Annotated in this window: 16 protein-coding genes and 1 tRNA gene; 6 read left to right on the forward strand and 11 right to left on the reverse strand. The window is 62.3% G+C overall.

Annotation, left to right across the window (positions count from 1 at the left end):
• Positions 1-77: 77 nt before the first annotated feature.
• From DEIPE_RS02005 to DEIPE_RS24640, 4 genes are all read left to right on the forward strand, one after another.
• A complete protein-coding gene (locus tag DEIPE_RS02005; protein ID WP_015234317.1) occupies positions 78-521 on the forward strand; it encodes a hypothetical protein in 444 nt (147 codons plus the stop codon).
• 83 nt (positions 522-604) lie between these two features.
• Entirely contained in the window at positions 605-2,416 is a 1,812-nt protein-coding gene (locus DEIPE_RS02010) for an N-acetylmuramoyl-L-alanine amidase family protein (RefSeq protein WP_015234318.1), read from the forward strand.
• A gap of 45 nt (positions 2,417-2,461) precedes the next feature.
• Positions 2,462-2,926 (forward strand): hypothetical protein, encoded by a 465-nt coding sequence (locus DEIPE_RS02015; RefSeq protein WP_041230640.1) that lies wholly within the window; start codon positions 2,462-2,464, stop codon positions 2,924-2,926.
• 150 nt (positions 2,927-3,076) lie between these two features.
• Positions 3,077-3,946: a DUF7662 domain-containing protein gene (locus tag DEIPE_RS24640; RefSeq protein ID WP_015234320.1), complete on the forward strand. Its 870-nt coding sequence runs from the start codon at positions 3,077-3,079 to the stop codon at positions 3,944-3,946.
• A gap of 613 nt (positions 3,947-4,559) precedes the next feature.
• Here DEIPE_RS24640 and miaB read toward each other — a convergent pair.
• Positions 4,560-5,942 carry a tRNA (N6-isopentenyl adenosine(37)-C2)-methylthiotransferase MiaB gene (gene miaB / locus DEIPE_RS02030; protein WP_015234321.1) on the reverse strand — a complete coding sequence of 461 codons (1,383 nt, stop codon included), beginning with the start codon at positions 5,940-5,942 and terminating at the stop codon, positions 4,560-4,562.
• Positions 5,943-6,362: 420 nt separating this feature from the next.
• On the opposite strand from miaB, the gene DEIPE_RS02035 reads away from it, so the two are divergent.
• Complete coding sequence (locus DEIPE_RS02035; protein ID WP_015234322.1) at positions 6,363-6,671, forward strand: hypothetical protein; 309 nt, start codon at positions 6,363-6,365, stop codon at positions 6,669-6,671.
• Positions 6,672-6,920: 249 nt separating this feature from the next.
• On the opposite strand, the gene DEIPE_RS02040 is transcribed toward DEIPE_RS02035, so the two are convergent.
• The 9 genes from DEIPE_RS02040 to hspR all read right to left on the reverse strand — a co-directional run bounded on the left by DEIPE_RS02040 (position 6,921) and on the right by hspR (position 13,969).
• Complete coding sequence (locus DEIPE_RS02040; RefSeq protein ID WP_041231088.1) at positions 6,921-7,196, reverse strand: GlsB/YeaQ/YmgE family stress response membrane protein; 276 nt, start codon at positions 7,194-7,196, stop codon at positions 6,921-6,923.
• Positions 7,197-7,642: 446 nt separating this feature from the next.
• Positions 7,643-7,732 (reverse strand) — tRNA-Ser (locus DEIPE_RS02045).
• Between the two features lie 148 nt (positions 7,733-7,880).
• Entirely contained in the window at positions 7,881-8,855 is a 975-nt protein-coding gene (locus tag DEIPE_RS02050) for an aldo/keto reductase (RefSeq protein WP_015234325.1), read from the reverse strand.
• A 78-nt stretch (positions 8,856-8,933) separates the two neighbouring features.
• Positions 8,934-9,380, reverse strand: a complete 447-nt coding sequence (locus DEIPE_RS02055; protein WP_015234326.1) for a hotdog fold thioesterase — start codon at positions 9,378-9,380, stop codon at positions 8,934-8,936.
• A gap of 37 nt (positions 9,381-9,417) precedes the next feature.
• A complete protein-coding gene (locus DEIPE_RS02060) occupies positions 9,418-9,981 on the reverse strand; it encodes a PaaI family thioesterase (protein WP_015234327.1) in 564 nt (187 codons plus the stop codon).
• A gap of 200 nt (positions 9,982-10,181) precedes the next feature.
• Positions 10,182-11,564 (reverse strand): dipeptidase, encoded by a 1,383-nt coding sequence (locus DEIPE_RS02065; protein WP_015234328.1) that lies wholly within the window; start codon positions 11,562-11,564, stop codon positions 10,182-10,184.
• 28 nt (positions 11,565-11,592) lie between these two features.
• The gene (locus tag DEIPE_RS02070; RefSeq protein ID WP_015234329.1) at positions 11,593-12,159 is read right to left on the reverse strand and encodes a GNAT family N-acetyltransferase; all 567 of its coding nucleotides are present in this window, start codon (positions 12,157-12,159) and stop codon (positions 11,593-11,595) included.
• A gap of 66 nt (positions 12,160-12,225) precedes the next feature.
• Positions 12,226-13,068: a metallophosphoesterase gene (locus DEIPE_RS02075; RefSeq protein ID WP_015234330.1), complete on the reverse strand. Its 843-nt coding sequence runs from the start codon at positions 13,066-13,068 to the stop codon at positions 12,226-12,228.
• Between the two features lie 118 nt (positions 13,069-13,186).
• A complete protein-coding gene (gene hspR / locus DEIPE_RS02080; protein WP_015234331.1) occupies positions 13,187-13,969 on the reverse strand; it encodes a heat shock protein transcriptional repressor HspR, fused homodimer type in 783 nt (260 codons plus the stop codon).
• A 214-nt stretch (positions 13,970-14,183) separates the two neighbouring features.
• Here hspR and DEIPE_RS02085 point away from each other — a divergent pair, with 214 nt between their 5' ends.
• Positions 14,184-15,842, forward strand: a complete 1,659-nt coding sequence (locus tag DEIPE_RS02085; protein WP_015234332.1) for an acyl-CoA carboxylase subunit beta — start codon at positions 14,184-14,186, stop codon at positions 15,840-15,842.
• Positions 15,843-15,907: 65 nt separating this feature from the next.
• Here DEIPE_RS02085 and DEIPE_RS02090 read toward each other — a convergent pair whose 3' ends face one another.
• Positions 15,908-16,651: a hypothetical protein gene (locus tag DEIPE_RS02090; RefSeq protein WP_015234333.1), complete on the reverse strand. Its 744-nt coding sequence runs from the start codon at positions 16,649-16,651 to the stop codon at positions 15,908-15,910.
• Between the last annotated feature and the right edge of the window lie 44 nt (positions 16,652-16,695).

Raw genomic sequence — 16,695 nt, forward strand, 5'->3', positions numbered from 1 at the left:
TGCTGGGTCAGTTCTCCTTTAGCGCCCACTAAGCCCTCTCCCATTCCGGACTGAAACACTCATGACAGATGCCCTCCATGAGGAAAGTCAAGCGTTGCGGTCTGACGCTCATATCGGCGCTCTTCCTGGCTGGACAGGCGCAGGCCACCGATATGTGGGCCAGCGCAAACCTGACGCTGTTCGGTTACGGAGCCTCGGGGGGCGTTCGGCTGTTTTCCCTGGCGGGCGGCACAACGGTAGCGATCGAAGGCGGCTGGCACCGGCCTTACCGCACCACGGCCAACGAGTTTTCCCTGGGCGCCATGGCGCGCAACGTGCGGATCACCGATACCAACCTCAACGCCTATCTGGGCGGTGGAGTCGCGTTCGAGGGCCTGTTCAGGAATCCTCGTCCTTACGTCGAGGTCGGACTGCATTTTCCGGTGGTTGGCGCGTTCGCGCTGCGCGGTGGGCTTCGTTCCTACCCGATGACCAATCATCTCAACGCTGGCCTGGGTGCCGAGTGGCACTACCGGTACTGAGGAGACTCATAGACGCCGGAAGCCGCTGCCACTTGCCGTTCATCCGTCCATTCACACCGAAAACCGATTGGCAGGACTGAGGCATGTACCGCAGCACACTGTGGTCGGCGCTGTTTTCCCTGGGCACGTCATTGGCCGCTCCGCCGGACATCTACGTCGCCTACCCGCCGATCAACCATTCGGTGCCCTTCGATCACGTGCTCTTCGAAGGCTCGGTTCCGCCAGGCGCGAGCCTTCGCATCGACGGCCGGGTGGTGAACACCGGCCCCGACGGGCTGTTCATCGAGTGGTTGCCCCTGCGGTCAGGACTCAACACGCTGCGACTGGAAAGCACGCTGGGCCCCGAGCGAAGCGTACGGACGTATCCGGTGCGTTCGGTACCGCCACAGGTGCTGGCGGCCAAGCCCACGGCCATCGCGCCGGACAGCGTGACACCCATCACCGACGTGCGGTGGTACGGACCTGCACTCGGCAATCAAAGCGTCACCGTCTCCTTTCGCGGTTCGCCGGGAGGGCAGGCGAGCTTCCGCTTGGGTTCACTGGGACCCTTCCCCATGCGCGAGCGAACGGCAACCGATTTTCCTGGAAGCACTTCTCTCCCACCAGGTCTGTACGAGGGCAGCCTTGTTCTTCCAGGAGCAATTTCCCTTCAAGACGCCGTCATCACCGTCACCTTGACCGGAGCGGACCAGGGGCGTGCCAGCGCCCGCGCTCCCGGAACGCTCAGCGTTGGCGGGGAAGCGCGTACCGGCATCGTGACAGTGGAGGACGTTGGACGTGGGGTGAATGCCGGCACGGCAGTGGCGCGCCATGGGGCTGGCGGAAATTTTATCGTCTTTCTCAAAAACGGCATGAAGTTCACGGTGATCGGCGAGGAAGGCAATACGTACCGCGCCCAGCTGGCTCCCGGGCAGACCGTGAACCTGCTCAAATCGCAGGTGCGCCTGCTGCCCGGCGCGCCGTTGCCACGCGTATCCTTTTCACGCATCGAGACCCGCAGGGTCCCTGAGGGTGGAGCCGAGTTCGTCCAGATTCGTGTGCCGCTGTCCGACCGGGTTCCGTTCACGGTCGAGCAGACCTCCGGCAGATATGACCAGCACCTCGACGTGCGCCTCTACCAGACGCGGGCGGAGGTGGACGCCATCGTCTCGGCCTTTCCGGACACCGTGGTGCGTGACGTTCGCTGGGTCCAGGAGCAAGACGGTGTCGCGCGGATTCGCATCGAACTGGCTGGGCCGCAGCAGTGGGGTTACACGACCTTCTTCGACGGTACCACCCTGGTCGTACAACTGCGCGGCCCTCCAACCGTGTCGCCCCCGAGGCCACTGGAAGGTCGGCGGATCCTGATCGACCCTGGGCACGGTGGCTCCGAAAGCGGCGGAGCAGGAGCGCTGCGTGTCAATGAAAAGGACCTGATGCTGCCGCTCTCACTGCGGCTGGCCGAGAAGTTGCGCTCGCTTGGGGCCACGGTCACCATGACGCGCACGGCGGACCTCACGGTCCCGCTGTACCTTCGTCCCCTGCAGGCTGAGAACGAAGGTGCCGAGGTGCTGCTTTCGGTGCACGCCAACGCCTTGCCCGACGGTGTCGACCCCAAACGGTACCGGGGAGCGGGCGTCTACTATTACTGGCCTCAGGCGCGACCACTGGCCGACGCCCTGCTGGCCTCGCTGCTGCAGCGCGTTCCCGAAGTCGGCAATGACGGCATTCACTACCAGAACCTGGCACTCACGCGGCCCAGCGCCCAGTTGAGCGTACTGATCGAAACCGCTTACCTGACCGACCCGGACAACCTGCGCCTGTTGATGTCGGCCAGCGGACAAGAGCGTCTGGCCGACGCCCTTGCGCGCGGCCTCGAGGATTTCTACCGCGCGCAGACATTGCCACGGCGCTGAGTAGCCGTCAGGACCGTGTCACCAAGGCGGCGTACCATCTAGAGCATGACTCAATTTCTCAGGTCGGCGCGGGCAATGGCCTGCACGCTTCTCCTCTTTCCGGTGCTGGCACAGGGAGCGCAGTCTGCCACTGCACTGAGCGCGCAGAGTGCGGCGCCCCGAACAGCCTCCGCCGCGCAGGGGGTGAACGTCTCGTTGACGCTTCGAAACAGCAGCACCATGGTACAGACCGTGTCGTTCGGGCGCAGCAGTGCTCAGGAGTGCGCCACCGCGCCACACGTCCGCGTGCTGCGGGTCGGCAGTCGGGAAGTGGTTTATCCGGCAGGCGAACCGCGCTTTTGCACCCAGGAACTGCGCAGCGAAAGCGTTCCAGCTCAGGGATCGGTCACGCTCTCACGCACGCTCAATCTTCCTGCAGGCGAGTACATGATTGAAGTCTGGGCCAAGGGTTTTCTGAACGACGAGATGGTGTTTATCCCCGCCGACCCGCTTCGCGTCAGCGTGAAATGACGAACGACCCAGAGGGTACCAGCGAGGGGCTAGAACTTAGCGAGGGCTGATCAGGCGGCAGCAGATTGAGCAACTTTCATCTGGTACAGCGTTCAACCGATTTATGGTAACTAGTATTGACGTCTCCGTTACTAGTAACTACAGTAAGGCATGCGAACTCTCAAAGTCCAACTCAAAGAAGACGAGCATACCCTTCTTGACACCGAAGGGCGCACCGCCCTCACACCCGAAGAGCTCCTTGCCCTGCTCCCTCAACTCTTCGGCCTTAAACAAGCACCCCCGCTCCCCCTCGCCACCCGCAAATACCTTCCTCTCAGTGAGTACCTGAGCGACAGTGACGACAGCGTTCTCACGCTGAGCTTTGCGGATATTGAAAACCTGCTTGGCTTCACCCTCCCTGCATCTGCCAAAAAACATCGTGCCTGGTGGAGCAACAGCTCAACTGGGCATTCGCAAGCCGCAGCCTGGCTCAATCCAGGCTGGAAAGTTGCTGGAGTCACCCGCACCACCGTCACCTTCCAACGCCAGAAAAGAGAAGACATGCACATCATCACGGGACGCGTCGGAGGTAAATCCGCTGGATACGACCTCAACCTCATCTGGAGCGCGCAGGAACTTAAAGGACGGATAGGAGGCGCCCTGTCCGGAAGTGACGTCAACCTCCGCATCGAACACGGACGAGTACAAGGCCGTGTCGGTGGACGCAATTCCGGCTTCGATGTCAAAGGAATACTGACACCCGAGCGCATCGAAATTCGACTTGGCGGTGACGTCATCGGAGCAGACCTGCGCATCGACCTGCACGATTCCACGGCGACAGGGCGCCTTGGCGGAACGAAACTCGGACATGACCTGCAGCTCACGCAAAAATCAAGCGAATGGTGCGGCAGAATTGGTGGCCGCTTTGAAGGGAAAGACGTAGTCCTCAGCAGTGAGGCACCAGGCGAAATTGCAATACTGGCAGCAGCGATCACTTTCAAGGCCTTGGAGGACGACCTCGCTGCAGCAGCTGGCAGCTGAGCTGCTCTAGAGGATGCATGGATGGGGCTCGTACTCAGAAAGGGCGGGGCGAGGGTAACAACATGAGGCGTGCCGCGCCTATCCCAGCGACCTCGACGACAGGTACCACTTCAGGCGCCGGTACTGGCGGCACTTCCAGGGTACGTCCTGCAAAGCAAACACGATGTTGCACGAAGTCCTGAACGCTCTGCTCTACGTGGTCTGCACCGGCGTCCAGTGAGACTACCTCCCACCCAGCGAGATCGTCCGGCAGCAAGCAAAGCGGAGGTTGGAAGCGGGGTGCTTTGAGAACATGCTGCATGACCTGCGGATCTCTCCCGACTCCAGCCAGCCAAAGGGGCCGAGCCGAGCGCGATCATCATCGACAGTCGCACCTTGCAGAGCACGCCGAAAAGCGGGAATCGCGTGGGGTACGATGGTACAAAGAAACGTAAGTGCACCAAAGGGCACTTGGTGGATACGCTCGGTCACCTGCTGACCTTGATCCTGAATTACGAACCCTTGTCAGACACCATCTCACGCACGCTGTTATTAAGCGCACGTGACCGCAGTCTTCCAGCGAACGCGGTGAGCAACAGGACCGGGTAGTCCCGGTCCTGTTGCTCACCGCGGCTTACAGCATCGGCAAGGGAGCGCTCAGGGCCGCCGCCTCAGGATTGAACCTGGGCAGCTCTGGGAGCACCTGTCCGTCCAATCCAAGCAGCTTGCCGTACATGGTGTGCGGTGTGGCGTGCTCGATGCGGGCGGTGTAGATGCCTGCGCCCGTGGCGCCCACAGCTTTGGGCACGACGATCGGGTGGTTGCCCCGGGTATGGCCCTCAAGGAAGTTGGCATCGTAGGCGTCACCGCGCAGCAGCACCTCGACATGGCGACCGACGTAGGCGGCATTCTTGCGTGCCGACCATTCTTTTTGTTTTTCGATCAGGCGCTGCAGGCGTTCGGTCTTGACTTCGCGGGGCAGATCCTCAAAGTGCCGGTAGCTGGGCGTGCCCGGACGCGCGCTGTAGATGAACATGAAGGCACTGTCGTACCCCACCTCGTCGTACAACGAGAGGGTCTCCTGGAAGTCTGCTTCTGTTTCTCCGGGAAAGCCGACGATGATGTCGGTGGAGAGCACGGCGTTCGGCAGGTGCTTCTTGATGGTCTCGACGTGCCCCAGGTACGTTTCGCGGCTGTACTCGCGGGCCATGCGGCGCAGCACCCGCGAGGAACCCGACTGTACCGGCAGGTGAATGAAATCACACACGGCGGGTGTATCGCGCATCGCGAGTACCACGTCCTCGGTGAAGTTCATGGGGTGTGAGGTCGTGAATTTGATGCGTTTCACGCCGGTGTCGCCCACCAGGCGCAGCAATTCGGCGAAACTGGGAATTCCGGGCACGCGCCTGCCCTGATCGATGCCGTAGGCGTTCACGTTCTGCCCGAGCAGCGTGACCTCCTGCACTCCTGCCTCCAGCTGCATGTGCAGCTCACGCAGAATGCTCTCGGGCGTGCGCGAGACCTGCGGACCGCGTGTGGTTGGCACGATGCAGTACGTACAGTGGTGATCACAGCCACGCATGATTGTCAGGTGGGCCTGCAGCTTGCCCTGCGGCGGCGGCGGAATGTGATCGTGGATCTCGTCCTTGAAAGCCAGATTCCAGAAACGTCCGTTCGATGACAGCGCCTCACCGATATCGAGCAGACTGCCCGTCCCGAGCAACACGTCCACTTCGAATTTTCGGGCGATCTGCTGGCCCTCCTCGAGTTGCGCGAGACAACCCATCATGCCGACCACCAGACCCCGCGAGTGCTTCTGCTTGCGCAGGTCGCCCAGAACCGTGCGCACTTTGTCGACCGGCTTTCCCCGAACAGCACAGGTATTTACCAGTACGAAATCTGCCGCGTCGACGTTGTCCACCATGTCCAGGCCCAGGGACACCAGCTGGCTTTCCACCAGGTGAGAGTCGTATTCGTTCATCTGACACCCGTAGGTGATGATGTGTGCCTTCGTCATGAAATCCTCGCTGCGCTCCGCGCGACGTCAGAGTCGCTCCGCCCGCACGTGCTTCACACGCCGGCAACCGGCCCAGTTTAGCGCAACTCGTCGAATAGCCGCCACACTGGCCGCCCCGCCACTGAACGCCGACTGGTGACAGGCCAACCTCGATCAGGGTCCGATCCTGACGTGGAACTGACGTGAGCGTTCAATATGAATGAACCTCAGACTCACCGCGGCGTCTGCGACAGGGTTTTTAATACTGCCAGGCAGAGCGCCTCAGCTGGTAGTTGAAAATTTTAATTTTACTGGTTTTGCGGTCCCAATATTTGAGGGACCGCGGTTTCTTGGCTCATCCGCGACGTTGGTTAACCCTGGCTTGGCATTGGATTAGTGGCTTCGTACCTACACGGGAAATAACTTTCGTAGCCTACAGCAATGGATACGGCGACACACGTTCTCCTGCATCAGCTTTACCAGTCGCTGACACTCGCTTCGCGTTCTGTCGCCGAGCATTATCTCGACGAAGACACGCTCGGTCGCGTTCTGTGCGAACTGAATGATATTGACGCCGCTCTCGGCGACGCCTTGCACGCACCCGGTGTGCGTCCCGAACACCTGCGCCAGCTTCTGTGTGACCTCGAAAGCCGACTCGCCAGCCTCATGTCCAGCCTCGACCAGCCCGAGCGGCCTTACCTGAAACCAATGGTCACGAACCACGAAGTGTACGACTCCCTGGGCGCCTGAAAGCAACGCCGCTCTCGGCTTGGTGTGCTTGATGTTCTGTGGCATCCGGGGCCGGACGTATGCTTTTGGGTGACGCCGCCGATCAAGGTAAAGCGTGACCTGATCTGAACGGCGCACGCTGAGAGTGCACGACTTGTCACGAGCAACATTGATCCTCGGTGGACCCTCCTCGGGTCCACCCCTTTGGCGTGCCCCGCTGGAAGGAACAAACGGCGGCCCACACGGGCCGCCGTTCTCAGGTTCCTTCGCTTAGCGCAGTACGCGCAGGGCTTTGAGGATGGCGATCAGCACAACCGCACCGACAATACTCCAGAGAATGTTCCAGAGACTGAAGCCTTGAGTGGCGCTTGTTCCCGCTGCCGAACCGATGCCCAGCAGGTCACCAAAAATCCAACGGCCCAGCATGGCCCCGAAAATACCAATCAGGATGTTGGCAATCGCGCCTTGTTGGGCGTCCGTCTTCATGATGATGCTGGCCAACCAGCCTGCCAGCGCGCCGACGAGAATGGCAATAATCCAAGTCATATTCACCTCCACGGACAATGATTGCTGTCCTGGGTCCAGCATAGAAAAGTGCTCCTGTAACTATGGGCAACCCACTACCTTCTGAAATTTGCTTCAAGATCAGTCTTACTGTCCCTCAACACCTCATGGAGGCCACTGGGGCAGACTTTTCATGACCGGTCATGCTGTTGTGTGCTGAAAAATGGCCACCGAAGGTACCCGCATCAAGCAGGCGAATGAGCTGACAAGCCAGCCGCAGGAAACGACCTTAATGGCGGCGCTGCACAGCGTCACGGACAATGCCAGCTCGGGTGATCCGACCTTACCTTGCTGCGCGCCGGCCACACGAAGAGCAACTGTGTGGATGGCGTCTTCTTCGGGCGGATTGGGCGAGCGGAATGCGGCGGCCCCCGTGAAACAGAAAAACAAGCCCGCACTTTCGCACGGGCTTCGGCAACACGACATTTTGGCGGAGAGAGAGGGATTCGAACCCTCGATACGGTTGCCCGTATACACGCTTTCCAGGCGTGCTCCTTCAACCACTCGGACACCTCTCCAGCGTTCAGAAGGCTATCTCAGATGGGGGCGGAAATCAAGCGCAGGACGGTTACAAGTCCCCGTGTCCCAAGACGCGGCGTCGATCGCTTGATTGTCCTGCCCGCCCTTTGCAGGTCATTTCAGCTTTAGCTCCATCCTTTCGAGGGCTCAGATGCCGAGCACCGGATGAGGCTGGTACGGCTCTTCGAGAAACCGGCGGTTCTCGTCGGAGAGGCGCACGCTCAGCGCGTCCACCGCCTCGTCGAGATGGTGCATCTTGCTCGCGCCGACAATGGGGGCACTCACGCCTTCCTGTTGCAGCAGCCAGGCAATCGCGACCTGGGCCGAGGACACATCGAGCTGCTGCGCGACCTGGACCGTGCGCTCGGCGATCTGGTAGTCGCCCTCGGTGCGGTACAGCCGCTCACCAAAAGCGTCCGACCGGGCCCGCACGGTCTGCGCTTCACCACCTTTGCGGTTGCCGGCCAGAAAGCCACGCGCGATCGGACTCCAGGGAATCACGCCGACGCCCTCTTCGCAGCAGAGCGGCATCATCTCGCGTTCTTCCTCGCGGTAGACGAGGTTATAGTGGTTCTGCATGCTGACAAAGCGCGTCCAGCCGTGCAGGTCGGCCAGGTACAGGCTCTTTGCGAACTGGTAGGCCAGACCGCTTGACGCGCCGATGTAGCGCACCATGCCGAGCCTGACCAGGTCGTGCAGCGCCTGCAAGGTCTCTTCGAGCGGTGTTTCGGGGTCGAAGCGGTGAATCTGGTAAAGGTCGATGTAATCGGTGCCCAGACGCTTCAGGCTGGCGTGCACGGCGTCCATGATGTGCTTGCGGGATAATCCACGATCATTGGGTCCTTTTCCCATGGGGTTGAAGACCTTGGTGGCGATGACCACCTCTTCGCGGCGGGCAAAGTCCCGGAGGGCGCGTCCCACCACCTCCTCGCTGCGCCCGACCGAATACATGTCAGCGGTGTCGAAGAAATTGACCCCCAGCTCCAGTGCGCGCTGCACAAAGGGCCGGCTTTCTTCTTCTCCCAGCACCCAGTCGCGCCATTTCGGGTCGCCGTAGGTCATGGTGCCCAGACAGATGCGCGAAACCTTCAGACCGCTCTTGCCCAGCCGCACGTAGTCCATGAGCGACCCTACCTTGCAGGGCACCGCACAGAGAGTAACAGCCAGCCCTTTTGGTCTTGGAAGGCAGTTTGTCGCCGATCAATCGTCCTGGCTGGCTAACACGATGGCCAGGGTGCAGCGGGAGCTGCAGATACGCTGGCCCTGCCCGTTCACGATCTCGATGTTCCAGACATGAGTGCTGCGGCCCCGATGCAAGGGAGTGGCGGTCGCGGTGACCTCGCCCTCGCGAACCCCTCGCAGATGATTGGCGTTGATCTCCAGGCCAACCGCGCCCTGCCCCCGCTCGGCGACGTTGAGCCACGCGCCCACCGACGCCACGGTTTCCGCAAGCGCCACCGAAGCCCCGCCGTGAAGCAGACCAAAAGGCTGGTGCACCCGCCGGACGACGGGCATGCGGGCCACCACGCGTTCCTTGGACACCTCGACGAATTCGATGCCCAGAGTACGCATGAGCGTTTCGTCTTGCCGCTGACCCATCTGGTCCATCAGGTGCTGAACTTCAGGGTCAATCAGGGGCTGTTTCACGGGTTCTCCTTCTGCGGGTCGTGTTAATGCACCGAATTCAGGTCCGGTCAGGGCGCAGAATCAGGCAGGTGGTGGTGGCGTGCGCGACGAGCTTGCCACGGGCATCGTGCATGCGGCCCTCCGCAGTCGCGGTGCGCGCGCCCACGTGAATGATCGTTCCGACGCAGGCAACCTCACCGCTGTCCACGCCGAGGGGCCGCAGGATGTTGGTCTTGAGCTCCAGCGTGGTGTAACCCACCCCGGCGGGCAGTGCGGTATGCACCGCGCAGCCCATCACCGAATCCAGCAGGGTCGCGAATACGCCGCCATGCACGCTGCCGATAGGGTTGTAGTGCCGCTCGTCGGGAGTGAAGACAAACTCGACTCGGCCCTGTAGTGCCGTGACCGGGCGGATGCCCAGCAGCCGGAAGATCGGCGGCTCTGGCAGGTCTCCCCGCCCGATGGCCTGCAGAAAATCGAGCCCGCTCATGGTGGGCAGGGCGCGTGCACTGACCTGCGGATCAAACCAGGTGACGCTGAGCGAACGCTCCGGACCGAAACCCGAAGCCCCGGAAGCCGCCAGAGGCCCAGGATTCGGCGATGGGGATTCGGGATCGGACATGTGGACCTCCAACATTGAATCTGGTGCAAAAGCAAAGCGCCCGGCAACAGCGGTCAAATCACGAGCGCATTAAGGCGTAATGCCGCTCAAAAGCCAGCATAGGCGCGGACGTCCCGGCCCACACAGCGGCCAGCACTTCTCCGGCCTCAGCCGAACCGTCCTGCTGCAGACAGCCCGTTTGCCGGCAAACTTCCCCAGATTCAGCCGGACTGAGAAGTCTCGTCCGCGCCCAACTCCTGCAGCAGGTACGCGCTGGTCAGGATGCCGTTGTGGTAGTCCTCCAGCGCGAACGATTCATTGGGGGAGTGCGGGGCGTCCTCGTTGAGGCCCAGGTCGACCAGCAGCACGGGCGCGCCCAGAATGGCGCGGAAGCTCGCCACGATGGGAATCGAGCCGCCCGTGCGACCGAAAGCGGCCTTCTTGCCGTAGACGCGCTGCAGGGCGCGGTCGGCAGCCGCGATGTACGGTGAATCGAGGTCCATGGCGATGGGCTGACCGCCGTGATGGTCAATCACCTTGACGCTGACTCCTTGCGGCGCGAGCGAGGTGATGTAGTCCTGCGCGAGCTTGGTGATGCGCGCTGGGTCCTGTCCGGGCACGAGGCGCATGCTGATCTTGGCGCCCGCCTTGGCGGCGATGACCGTCTTGCTGCCCTCGCCCTGATAGCCGCCCCAGATGCCGTTCACGTCGAGGGTCGGGCGGGCCCACAGACGTTCCAGGGTGCTGTACCCCGCTTCGCCTGGCAGCGCACTGACGCCGATCGAGGCCGCGAACTCCTGGTCACTGTGCGGCAGCTGCGCCCACATCGCGCGTTCCTGCTCGGTCAGTTCCGCAATAGAGTCATAAAAACCGGGGATGGTGATGCGTCCCTGCTCGTCCTTGAGCCGCGCGATGATCTGCGCGAGCGCGTTGATCGGGTTGGGCGCGGCCCCACCGTAGCTGCCGCTATGCAGGTCCCGGTTGGCGCCCTGCACGTGCACCTCGATGTAGGAAAGACCTCGCAGGCCGTAGGTGACGGTGGGCACGTCCCTGGCGAAGCGCGAGCCGTCCGAGATCACGATGACGTCGCAGGCAAGCTCCTCGGCACGTTCACGCAGGTAGGTTTCGAGGTTCGGGCTGCCCACCTCCTCCTCGCCTTCGAGCAGGAACTTGACGTTGACGGGCAGGTCGCCCTGCCCGAGCAGCAGCTCCACGCCCTGCACGTGCGCGTAGGCCTGGCCCTTGTCGTCGGTGGCGCCGCGCGCGTAGATGCGCCCGTCACGCACGGTGGGCTCGAAGGGGTCGCTGAGCCACTCGCCCTCGGGCGCTTCGGGCTGCACGTCGTAATGTCCGTAGATCAGCACCGTGGGTCTCTCCGGTGACGCCACGCGCTCGGCGTACACCACCGGGTGCCCGGCCGTCCGGTCGACGCGGGCCGTGAAACCCAGGGAGGCGAGCTTGCTTTGCAGAAACTCGGCGGCGCGCAGCATGTCACCCTTGCGCCTGGAGTCGGCGGAGACGGAGGGAATACGCAGAAAGTCGAACAGCTCGGCGTCGGCGCGTGCAGCGTCGAGCGCATCGTTCAGGGGAGGAAGCGAGGTCATGCGCGGATGATACCAGGGACGCGCGGTGTCACTGCACCCGCGCGAACACCAGGGTGTCACGCAGCCTCGATGGGTCGTCGGCGGCCACGTCCTCATTTCTCAGGCGCCCCTCAAGCTCGAAGCCCAGCCGCGTCGGAACGCCCTGGCTGCGCAGGTTCAGGGCGTCACACCGGATTTCGAGGCGGCGGGCACCGAGCGCGCCCTGCGCCATCTCACACAGTGCACCGACGGCCTCGGTCATCAGGCCCTGGCGGGAAAAGCGGGAATCCTGCCAGTAGCCGATCTCGAATTTGGGCACGCCCCAATCGATGTGCTGCAGGCCGGCCACTCCGACAAACGCTTCTCCGTCACGCAGAAACAGCAGGTAGCGCAACTCCCGACGCAGCACGAAATTCGCCTGGGCACGACGGACGTTCGCCTCGAAGCGCGCCGGTTCGGGCTCTTCCTGCGCGAAGACCATCCAGGGTTTCAACTCGGTCAGGGAAGCCCGAACCGCGGCGCAGATGGCGTCGCCGTCGCCTGCGCGTGGTGCGCGCAGCAGCAGACGAGGAGTGAACAGCTGCTCGGGAACGGACCGAAGTTCATCTCGTGTCACCTGCGCAGCATAGCGGCCAAGTCAGCCATGCCGCGCCGGTAAAACCCGCAGCCGGTCGGGCCACCCTCAGGCAGGCAGCAGTTCACCGGGCTCGGCCGCAAAAGAAACGATCTGCTCGATTCCCAGTGGGCCCAGACGCACCAGAAATCCGGCGCGGGGATGATACGCCAGCCCGCCGTCCACGTTCAGGCCGCGCCCATCCGCGTACAGCAGAGGACTCTGCACGGCCGGAGGCGGCACGTCCAGCACGTACGCGATGGGTGTATGTCCGTGCACAAGCCGCTCGCCGCCATAGGAAGCGAGCAGCTCCCCCACCACCGACGCACCCTCGGGGCCCCGAAAGGCATCCCGCTCGGCAAACTCGCGGATCAGGGCGTCCCACACGAGAGGATCGCTGCTTGCCAGAAGGTGGCTGAAGGCGCTGTTCACGGAATCGAGGTCTGACCCGTGACGCAGCAGCAGACGGCTGTCGGCATGCATGAAGAGGTAAGAGCCCACCCGGACAGCAGCGGGACGCCCGACCAGCCAGGCCAGCAGGGCAGGCGTTAAATTCAACAGATCACGCGTCTGCCCGCCGTTGTGTCGCCATCGCTCCAGAAACGTCCGCCCCTTGGCGTCACGCCAGGACTCACCGAAGCGGCGCGCGGCCAGCAGCATCACCTCGTGGTTGCCCAGCAGGCTGAGGAGCTGCCCGCCGGACTGCCGGGCCTGCTGCTCCAGGCTCATCAGCCGCTCGATCACCCGGACGCCTTGCCTGCCACGGTCGACGTAGTCACCCAGACACACCAGGCAGGCGTCCGCGCCCAACCAGCGGTCGTGTTCGTCCAGCAGGCCCCCGCGCCGCAGCAATGCACAGAAGCGGTCATGCTCACCGTGAATATCGCCCATGACCCACAGGGCGGCGCTCATCTCGATCGTCCCTGTTCGCTTCCCGGTGCGAGCAGGGCGGCAAAACAGCGTCGCGTCTTGTCACGTCGTAAAACAGCGACCTCCGCGCCGGTTCGCTCCACCTCGGTCGGCGCCTGAGTCACTGCCCGCCGCGTGACCGCGCCGGGCCGGGCCGGATGGGCAACTCCAATGCCGCGTCTTCGGTCCCATCGTCCTGGCCTGGCTCGGTTTCACCGACCGGAAGGGCCCGCCACTGGGTCATGCGGTCGGTCAGATCGTGCTGAATTCGCTCGATGGCGCCTTCCATGTGGTAGCGCGCCCCGTCGAGTTCGTGGCGCAGGCGCATGATTTCCTCGACACCGGCGAGGTTGACGCCGAGTTCCTGGGTCAAACGGCGGATTTCACGCAGATGCTCGATGTCGCGCTCGCTGTAGAGCCTCGTCTTGCCGCTGGAGCGTCCGGGCCGGATCAGGCCCTTGCGCTCGTACAGCCGCAAGGTCTGTGGGTGCATGTCCACCAGCTGCGCCGCAATCGAAATGACATACACGGGGCGGTCGATGGGGTCGAGTGACGCCGGGTCTCCGCTCGGCAGGGCGCGCTCCTGATGAATGCGGTCTTGCAGCTCGCTTTCCAGGCGCTCGATTTCGCCTTCGAACTGGTCTTGCAGGTCATCGAGCTCGTATTGCAGGCGCATGACCTCCTCGACACCGGCGAGGTTGACGCCGAGTTCCTGGGTCAAACGGCGGATTTCACGCAGATGCTCGATGTCGCGCTCGCTGTAGAGCCTCGTCTTGCCGCTGGAGCGTCCGGGCCGGATCAGGCCCTTGCGCTCGTACAGCCGCAAGGTCTGTGGGTGCATGTCCACCAGTTCCGCCGCGACCGAAATAACATATACGGGGCGGTTCTTGGCATCGCTTGCCATAAGTAAGCTGAGTATAGCCCACGCAAGCAAATGTTTCGCGCCGTTCCGATTGGTTTCCTGTCCCGTCGCAGGTATTCAGCAGCGAGGCTGCAATTTTGGTAAAAGTATCCTGAAGCTTGCGTGTGCCGACAGATACGCGAGCCTATCTGATCACTGACAGCTCTACCCCGGCCAAGCCAGGACAAAACAAACAAACCTTTGTTAGACTCCTGGCATGACCCAGACGACCAGCGCGTGGCAGGACGCGCTTGACCAGCTCAAGGCCGATCTCGCCCGCGTTCGGGCGGGTGGTGGCAGCAAAGCGGCACAACGCCAGCATGACAAGGGCCGCCTGACCGCGCGCGAGCGCATCGCACAACTGGTGGATGAAGGTGCATTCTTCAACGAACTGATGACCTTCGCAGGCTGGGAGATGTACCAGGAAGCGGGCGGTTGTCCCAGTGGAGGCACCGTCACCGGCATCGGCACCATCGAGGGCCGTCCGTGGATGATCGTCGCCAATGACGCGACCGTCAAAGCTGGCGCATTCTTCCCGATCACCGCCAAAAAGGTCATCCGGGCGCAGACCATAGCCCTGGAAAACCGGCTGCCGGTGGTGTACCTCGTCGATTCGGCCGGGGTGTACCTGCCGATGCAGGACGAAATTTTCCCTGACCAGGACGACTTCGGGCGGGTGTTTTACCTGAATGCCCGCCTGAGTGCGCTGGGCGTGCCGCAAATTGCCGCCATCATGGGCAACTGCGTTGCAGGTGGCGCGTACCTGCCGGTCATGTGCGACACCCTGATCATGACGGAAGGCTCAGGGCTTTATCTGGCCGGGCCCGCGCTTGTCAAGGCAGCCATCGGACAGGTGGTGGGCAGCGAAGAGCTGGGAGGCGCCAGCATGCACGCCGAGATTGCCGGGACCGTCGACTACAAGGAAAAAACCGATGAGGACGCCCTGAAGCGCGTGCGCGGTCTGGCAGGAATGTACGCTCAAGGTGAGGTCGCTCCCTGGGCCCGACGGCGACGAGAAGCTGGCCCGACGGCGTCACAAGGCGCCGTGACGGAACTTGTCAGCTTTGACGGCAGCAAGCCTTACGACGTGCGTGAGCTGATCCTGCGGCTGGTCGACGCGCCCCAGGACGGCACCAGCCCATTCAACGAATTCAAGGCCGACTACGGTCAGACCATCGTGTGCGGTTTCGGGCGGGTCGGAGGCTTCCCGGTTGCCTTTGTGGCCAATCAGCGCACGGTCATCAAAAAGAAGCTCAAAAGTGGCGGAATACCGGGCCTGAGCAGCCGCATCGAGGTCGGCGGGGTCATCTATGCCGACGCAGCGGACAAAGCCGCCCGCTTCATTCTCGATGCCAATCAGGCGGGCGTCCCGCTGGTGTTCCTCTCAGATGTGACCGGCTTCATGGTCGGCCGGGACAGCGAGCAGGAAGGCATCATCCGGCGCGGCGCTAAGATGGTGAACGCCGTGAGCAACAGCGTCGTTCCGAAAATCACCATTATCACCGGGGGCAGTTACGGCGCGGGCAATTACGCCATGAACGGCAAGGCCTACGCGCCCCGTTTTATCTTCGCGTGGCCGAGCGCCAAGTACGCGGTCATGAGCGGTAACGCCGCCGCCAAGACCCTGCTCGACATCCAGCTCGCGGCCCTCAAGCGCGCCGGGCACGAACCGGACGACGAGGAACTGCAGGAACTGTACGCCCAGATCAAGGCCAAGTACGATCACGAACTCGACCCGAAATACGCGGCGGCAAGGCTATGGGTGGACGAGATCATCGCGCCGGACGAAACTCGGGAGCGATTGATCCGGGCCTTGGAAGCGTGCGCGCAGAATCCGGTGCAAGAGGAGTTGCGGGTGGGTGTATTTCAGGTGTAACTGAAATAAATAAAGCGGCTACCGAAAGATCGGCAGCCGCTTTATTTATTTCAAACCTGCAGGAGTTACTCGGTGACGGCCAAGCAGGCCGTCTGATTCATGTTGGTGCCGACAGGCGACAGGTTAGGCACTGCCACACAGAAGTCACCAGTCATTGTAGGAGTGAACTTCAAGGTCATGACCAGCTCTGCATCCGCCGCCACCGTTACTGCTGGCGACGCCGCAACTTTAGTCACCGGATCAAAAATCACGGCTGCCGCAGCGCCCGTACCAACTTTCGCAGTTCCGCTCGCAAAGGTGAACATCTTGTCACCCGGGAATTCTGCGTAAGCAGTGAAGTCAGCAGTTGAAGCAGTAGTGCTGGGCTTCAAAAAGATGACCAGGGTCTGCTGGGTATTGACCTTGACGCTCGGCTTGGTGCCGCTCAGACCTTCAAAGTAGAAACCAGAGGGGCCAGATACTGCCTTTGCCTTGGTCATAGTAGGAGCGGTGACCTCAGTGGTTTGACCAGCAGTCACCGTAGTGGACTGCTTAGTTGCAACGTTCAAGTGCGTTCCACTGCGTACCACCACGAAGTATTCGCCGGGAGCCAGCTGCGACTGGTCGGCTACAACCATTCCCTGAGCGTCCACGACCTGTGCAGTCGCACCAGTCGGCAGTCCGCTGACAGTTACTGCTCCGGTCGTCGCACCACTGCCACCGTCGGTGCCACCGTCGGTGCCACCATCGGTAGGAGGAGGAGTGGTCTGTCCGCAGGCGGCGAGGGCGAGAACGGCAGTCAGGGCAAGTCCAGCAAGTTTGATGTTCATATTATTTCTCCTGTATCAGGGGTAAGTGTTTTGACGGCAAATCT

The organism is Deinococcus peraridilitoris DSM 19664, from assembly GCF_000317835.1.
GTDB lineage: Bacteria > Deinococcota > Deinococci > Deinococcales > Deinococcaceae > Deinococcus_A > Deinococcus_A peraridilitoris.

Excerpts from the sequence above, each read along its gene's own strand:
- DEIPE_RS02035 (WP_015234322.1), top strand. The coding sequence starts at position 6,363 with ATGGATACGGCGACACACGTTCTCCTGCATCAGCTTTACCAGTCGCTG.
- DEIPE_RS02065 (WP_015234328.1), bottom strand. The coding sequence starts at position 11,564 with ATGACCTCGCTTCCTCCCCTGAACGATGCGCTCGACGCTGCACGCGCC.
- hspR (WP_015234331.1), bottom strand. The coding sequence starts at position 13,969 with ATGGCAAGCGATGCCAAGAACCGCCCCGTATATGTTATTTCGGTCGCG.
- DEIPE_RS02075 (WP_015234330.1), bottom strand. The coding sequence starts at position 13,068 with ATGAGCGCCGCCCTGTGGGTCATGGGCGATATTCACGGTGAGCATGAC.
- DEIPE_RS02085 (WP_015234332.1), top strand. The coding sequence starts at position 14,184 with ATGACCCAGACGACCAGCGCGTGGCAGGACGCGCTTGACCAGCTCAAG.
- miaB (WP_015234321.1), bottom strand. The coding sequence starts at position 5,942 with ATGACGAAGGCACACATCATCACCTACGGGTGTCAGATGAACGAATAC.
- DEIPE_RS02060 (WP_015234327.1), bottom strand. The coding sequence starts at position 9,981 with ATGTCCGATCCCGAATCCCCATCGCCGAATCCTGGGCCTCTGGCGGCT.
- DEIPE_RS02090 (WP_015234333.1), bottom strand. The coding sequence starts at position 16,651 with ATGAACATCAAACTTGCTGGACTTGCCCTGACTGCCGTTCTCGCCCTC.
- DEIPE_RS02050 (WP_015234325.1), bottom strand. The coding sequence starts at position 8,855 with ATGGACTACGTGCGGCTGGGCAAGAGCGGTCTGAAGGTTTCGCGCATC.
- DEIPE_RS02005 (WP_015234317.1), top strand. The coding sequence starts at position 78 with ATGAGGAAAGTCAAGCGTTGCGGTCTGACGCTCATATCGGCGCTCTTC.
- DEIPE_RS24640 (WP_015234320.1), top strand. The coding sequence starts at position 3,077 with ATGCGAACTCTCAAAGTCCAACTCAAAGAAGACGAGCATACCCTTCTT.
- DEIPE_RS02010 (WP_015234318.1), top strand. The coding sequence starts at position 605 with ATGTACCGCAGCACACTGTGGTCGGCGCTGTTTTCCCTGGGCACGTCA.
- DEIPE_RS02040 (WP_041231088.1), bottom strand. The coding sequence starts at position 7,196 with ATGACTTGGATTATTGCCATTCTCGTCGGCGCGCTGGCAGGCTGGTTG.
- DEIPE_RS02015 (WP_041230640.1), top strand. The coding sequence starts at position 2,462 with ATGACTCAATTTCTCAGGTCGGCGCGGGCAATGGCCTGCACGCTTCTC.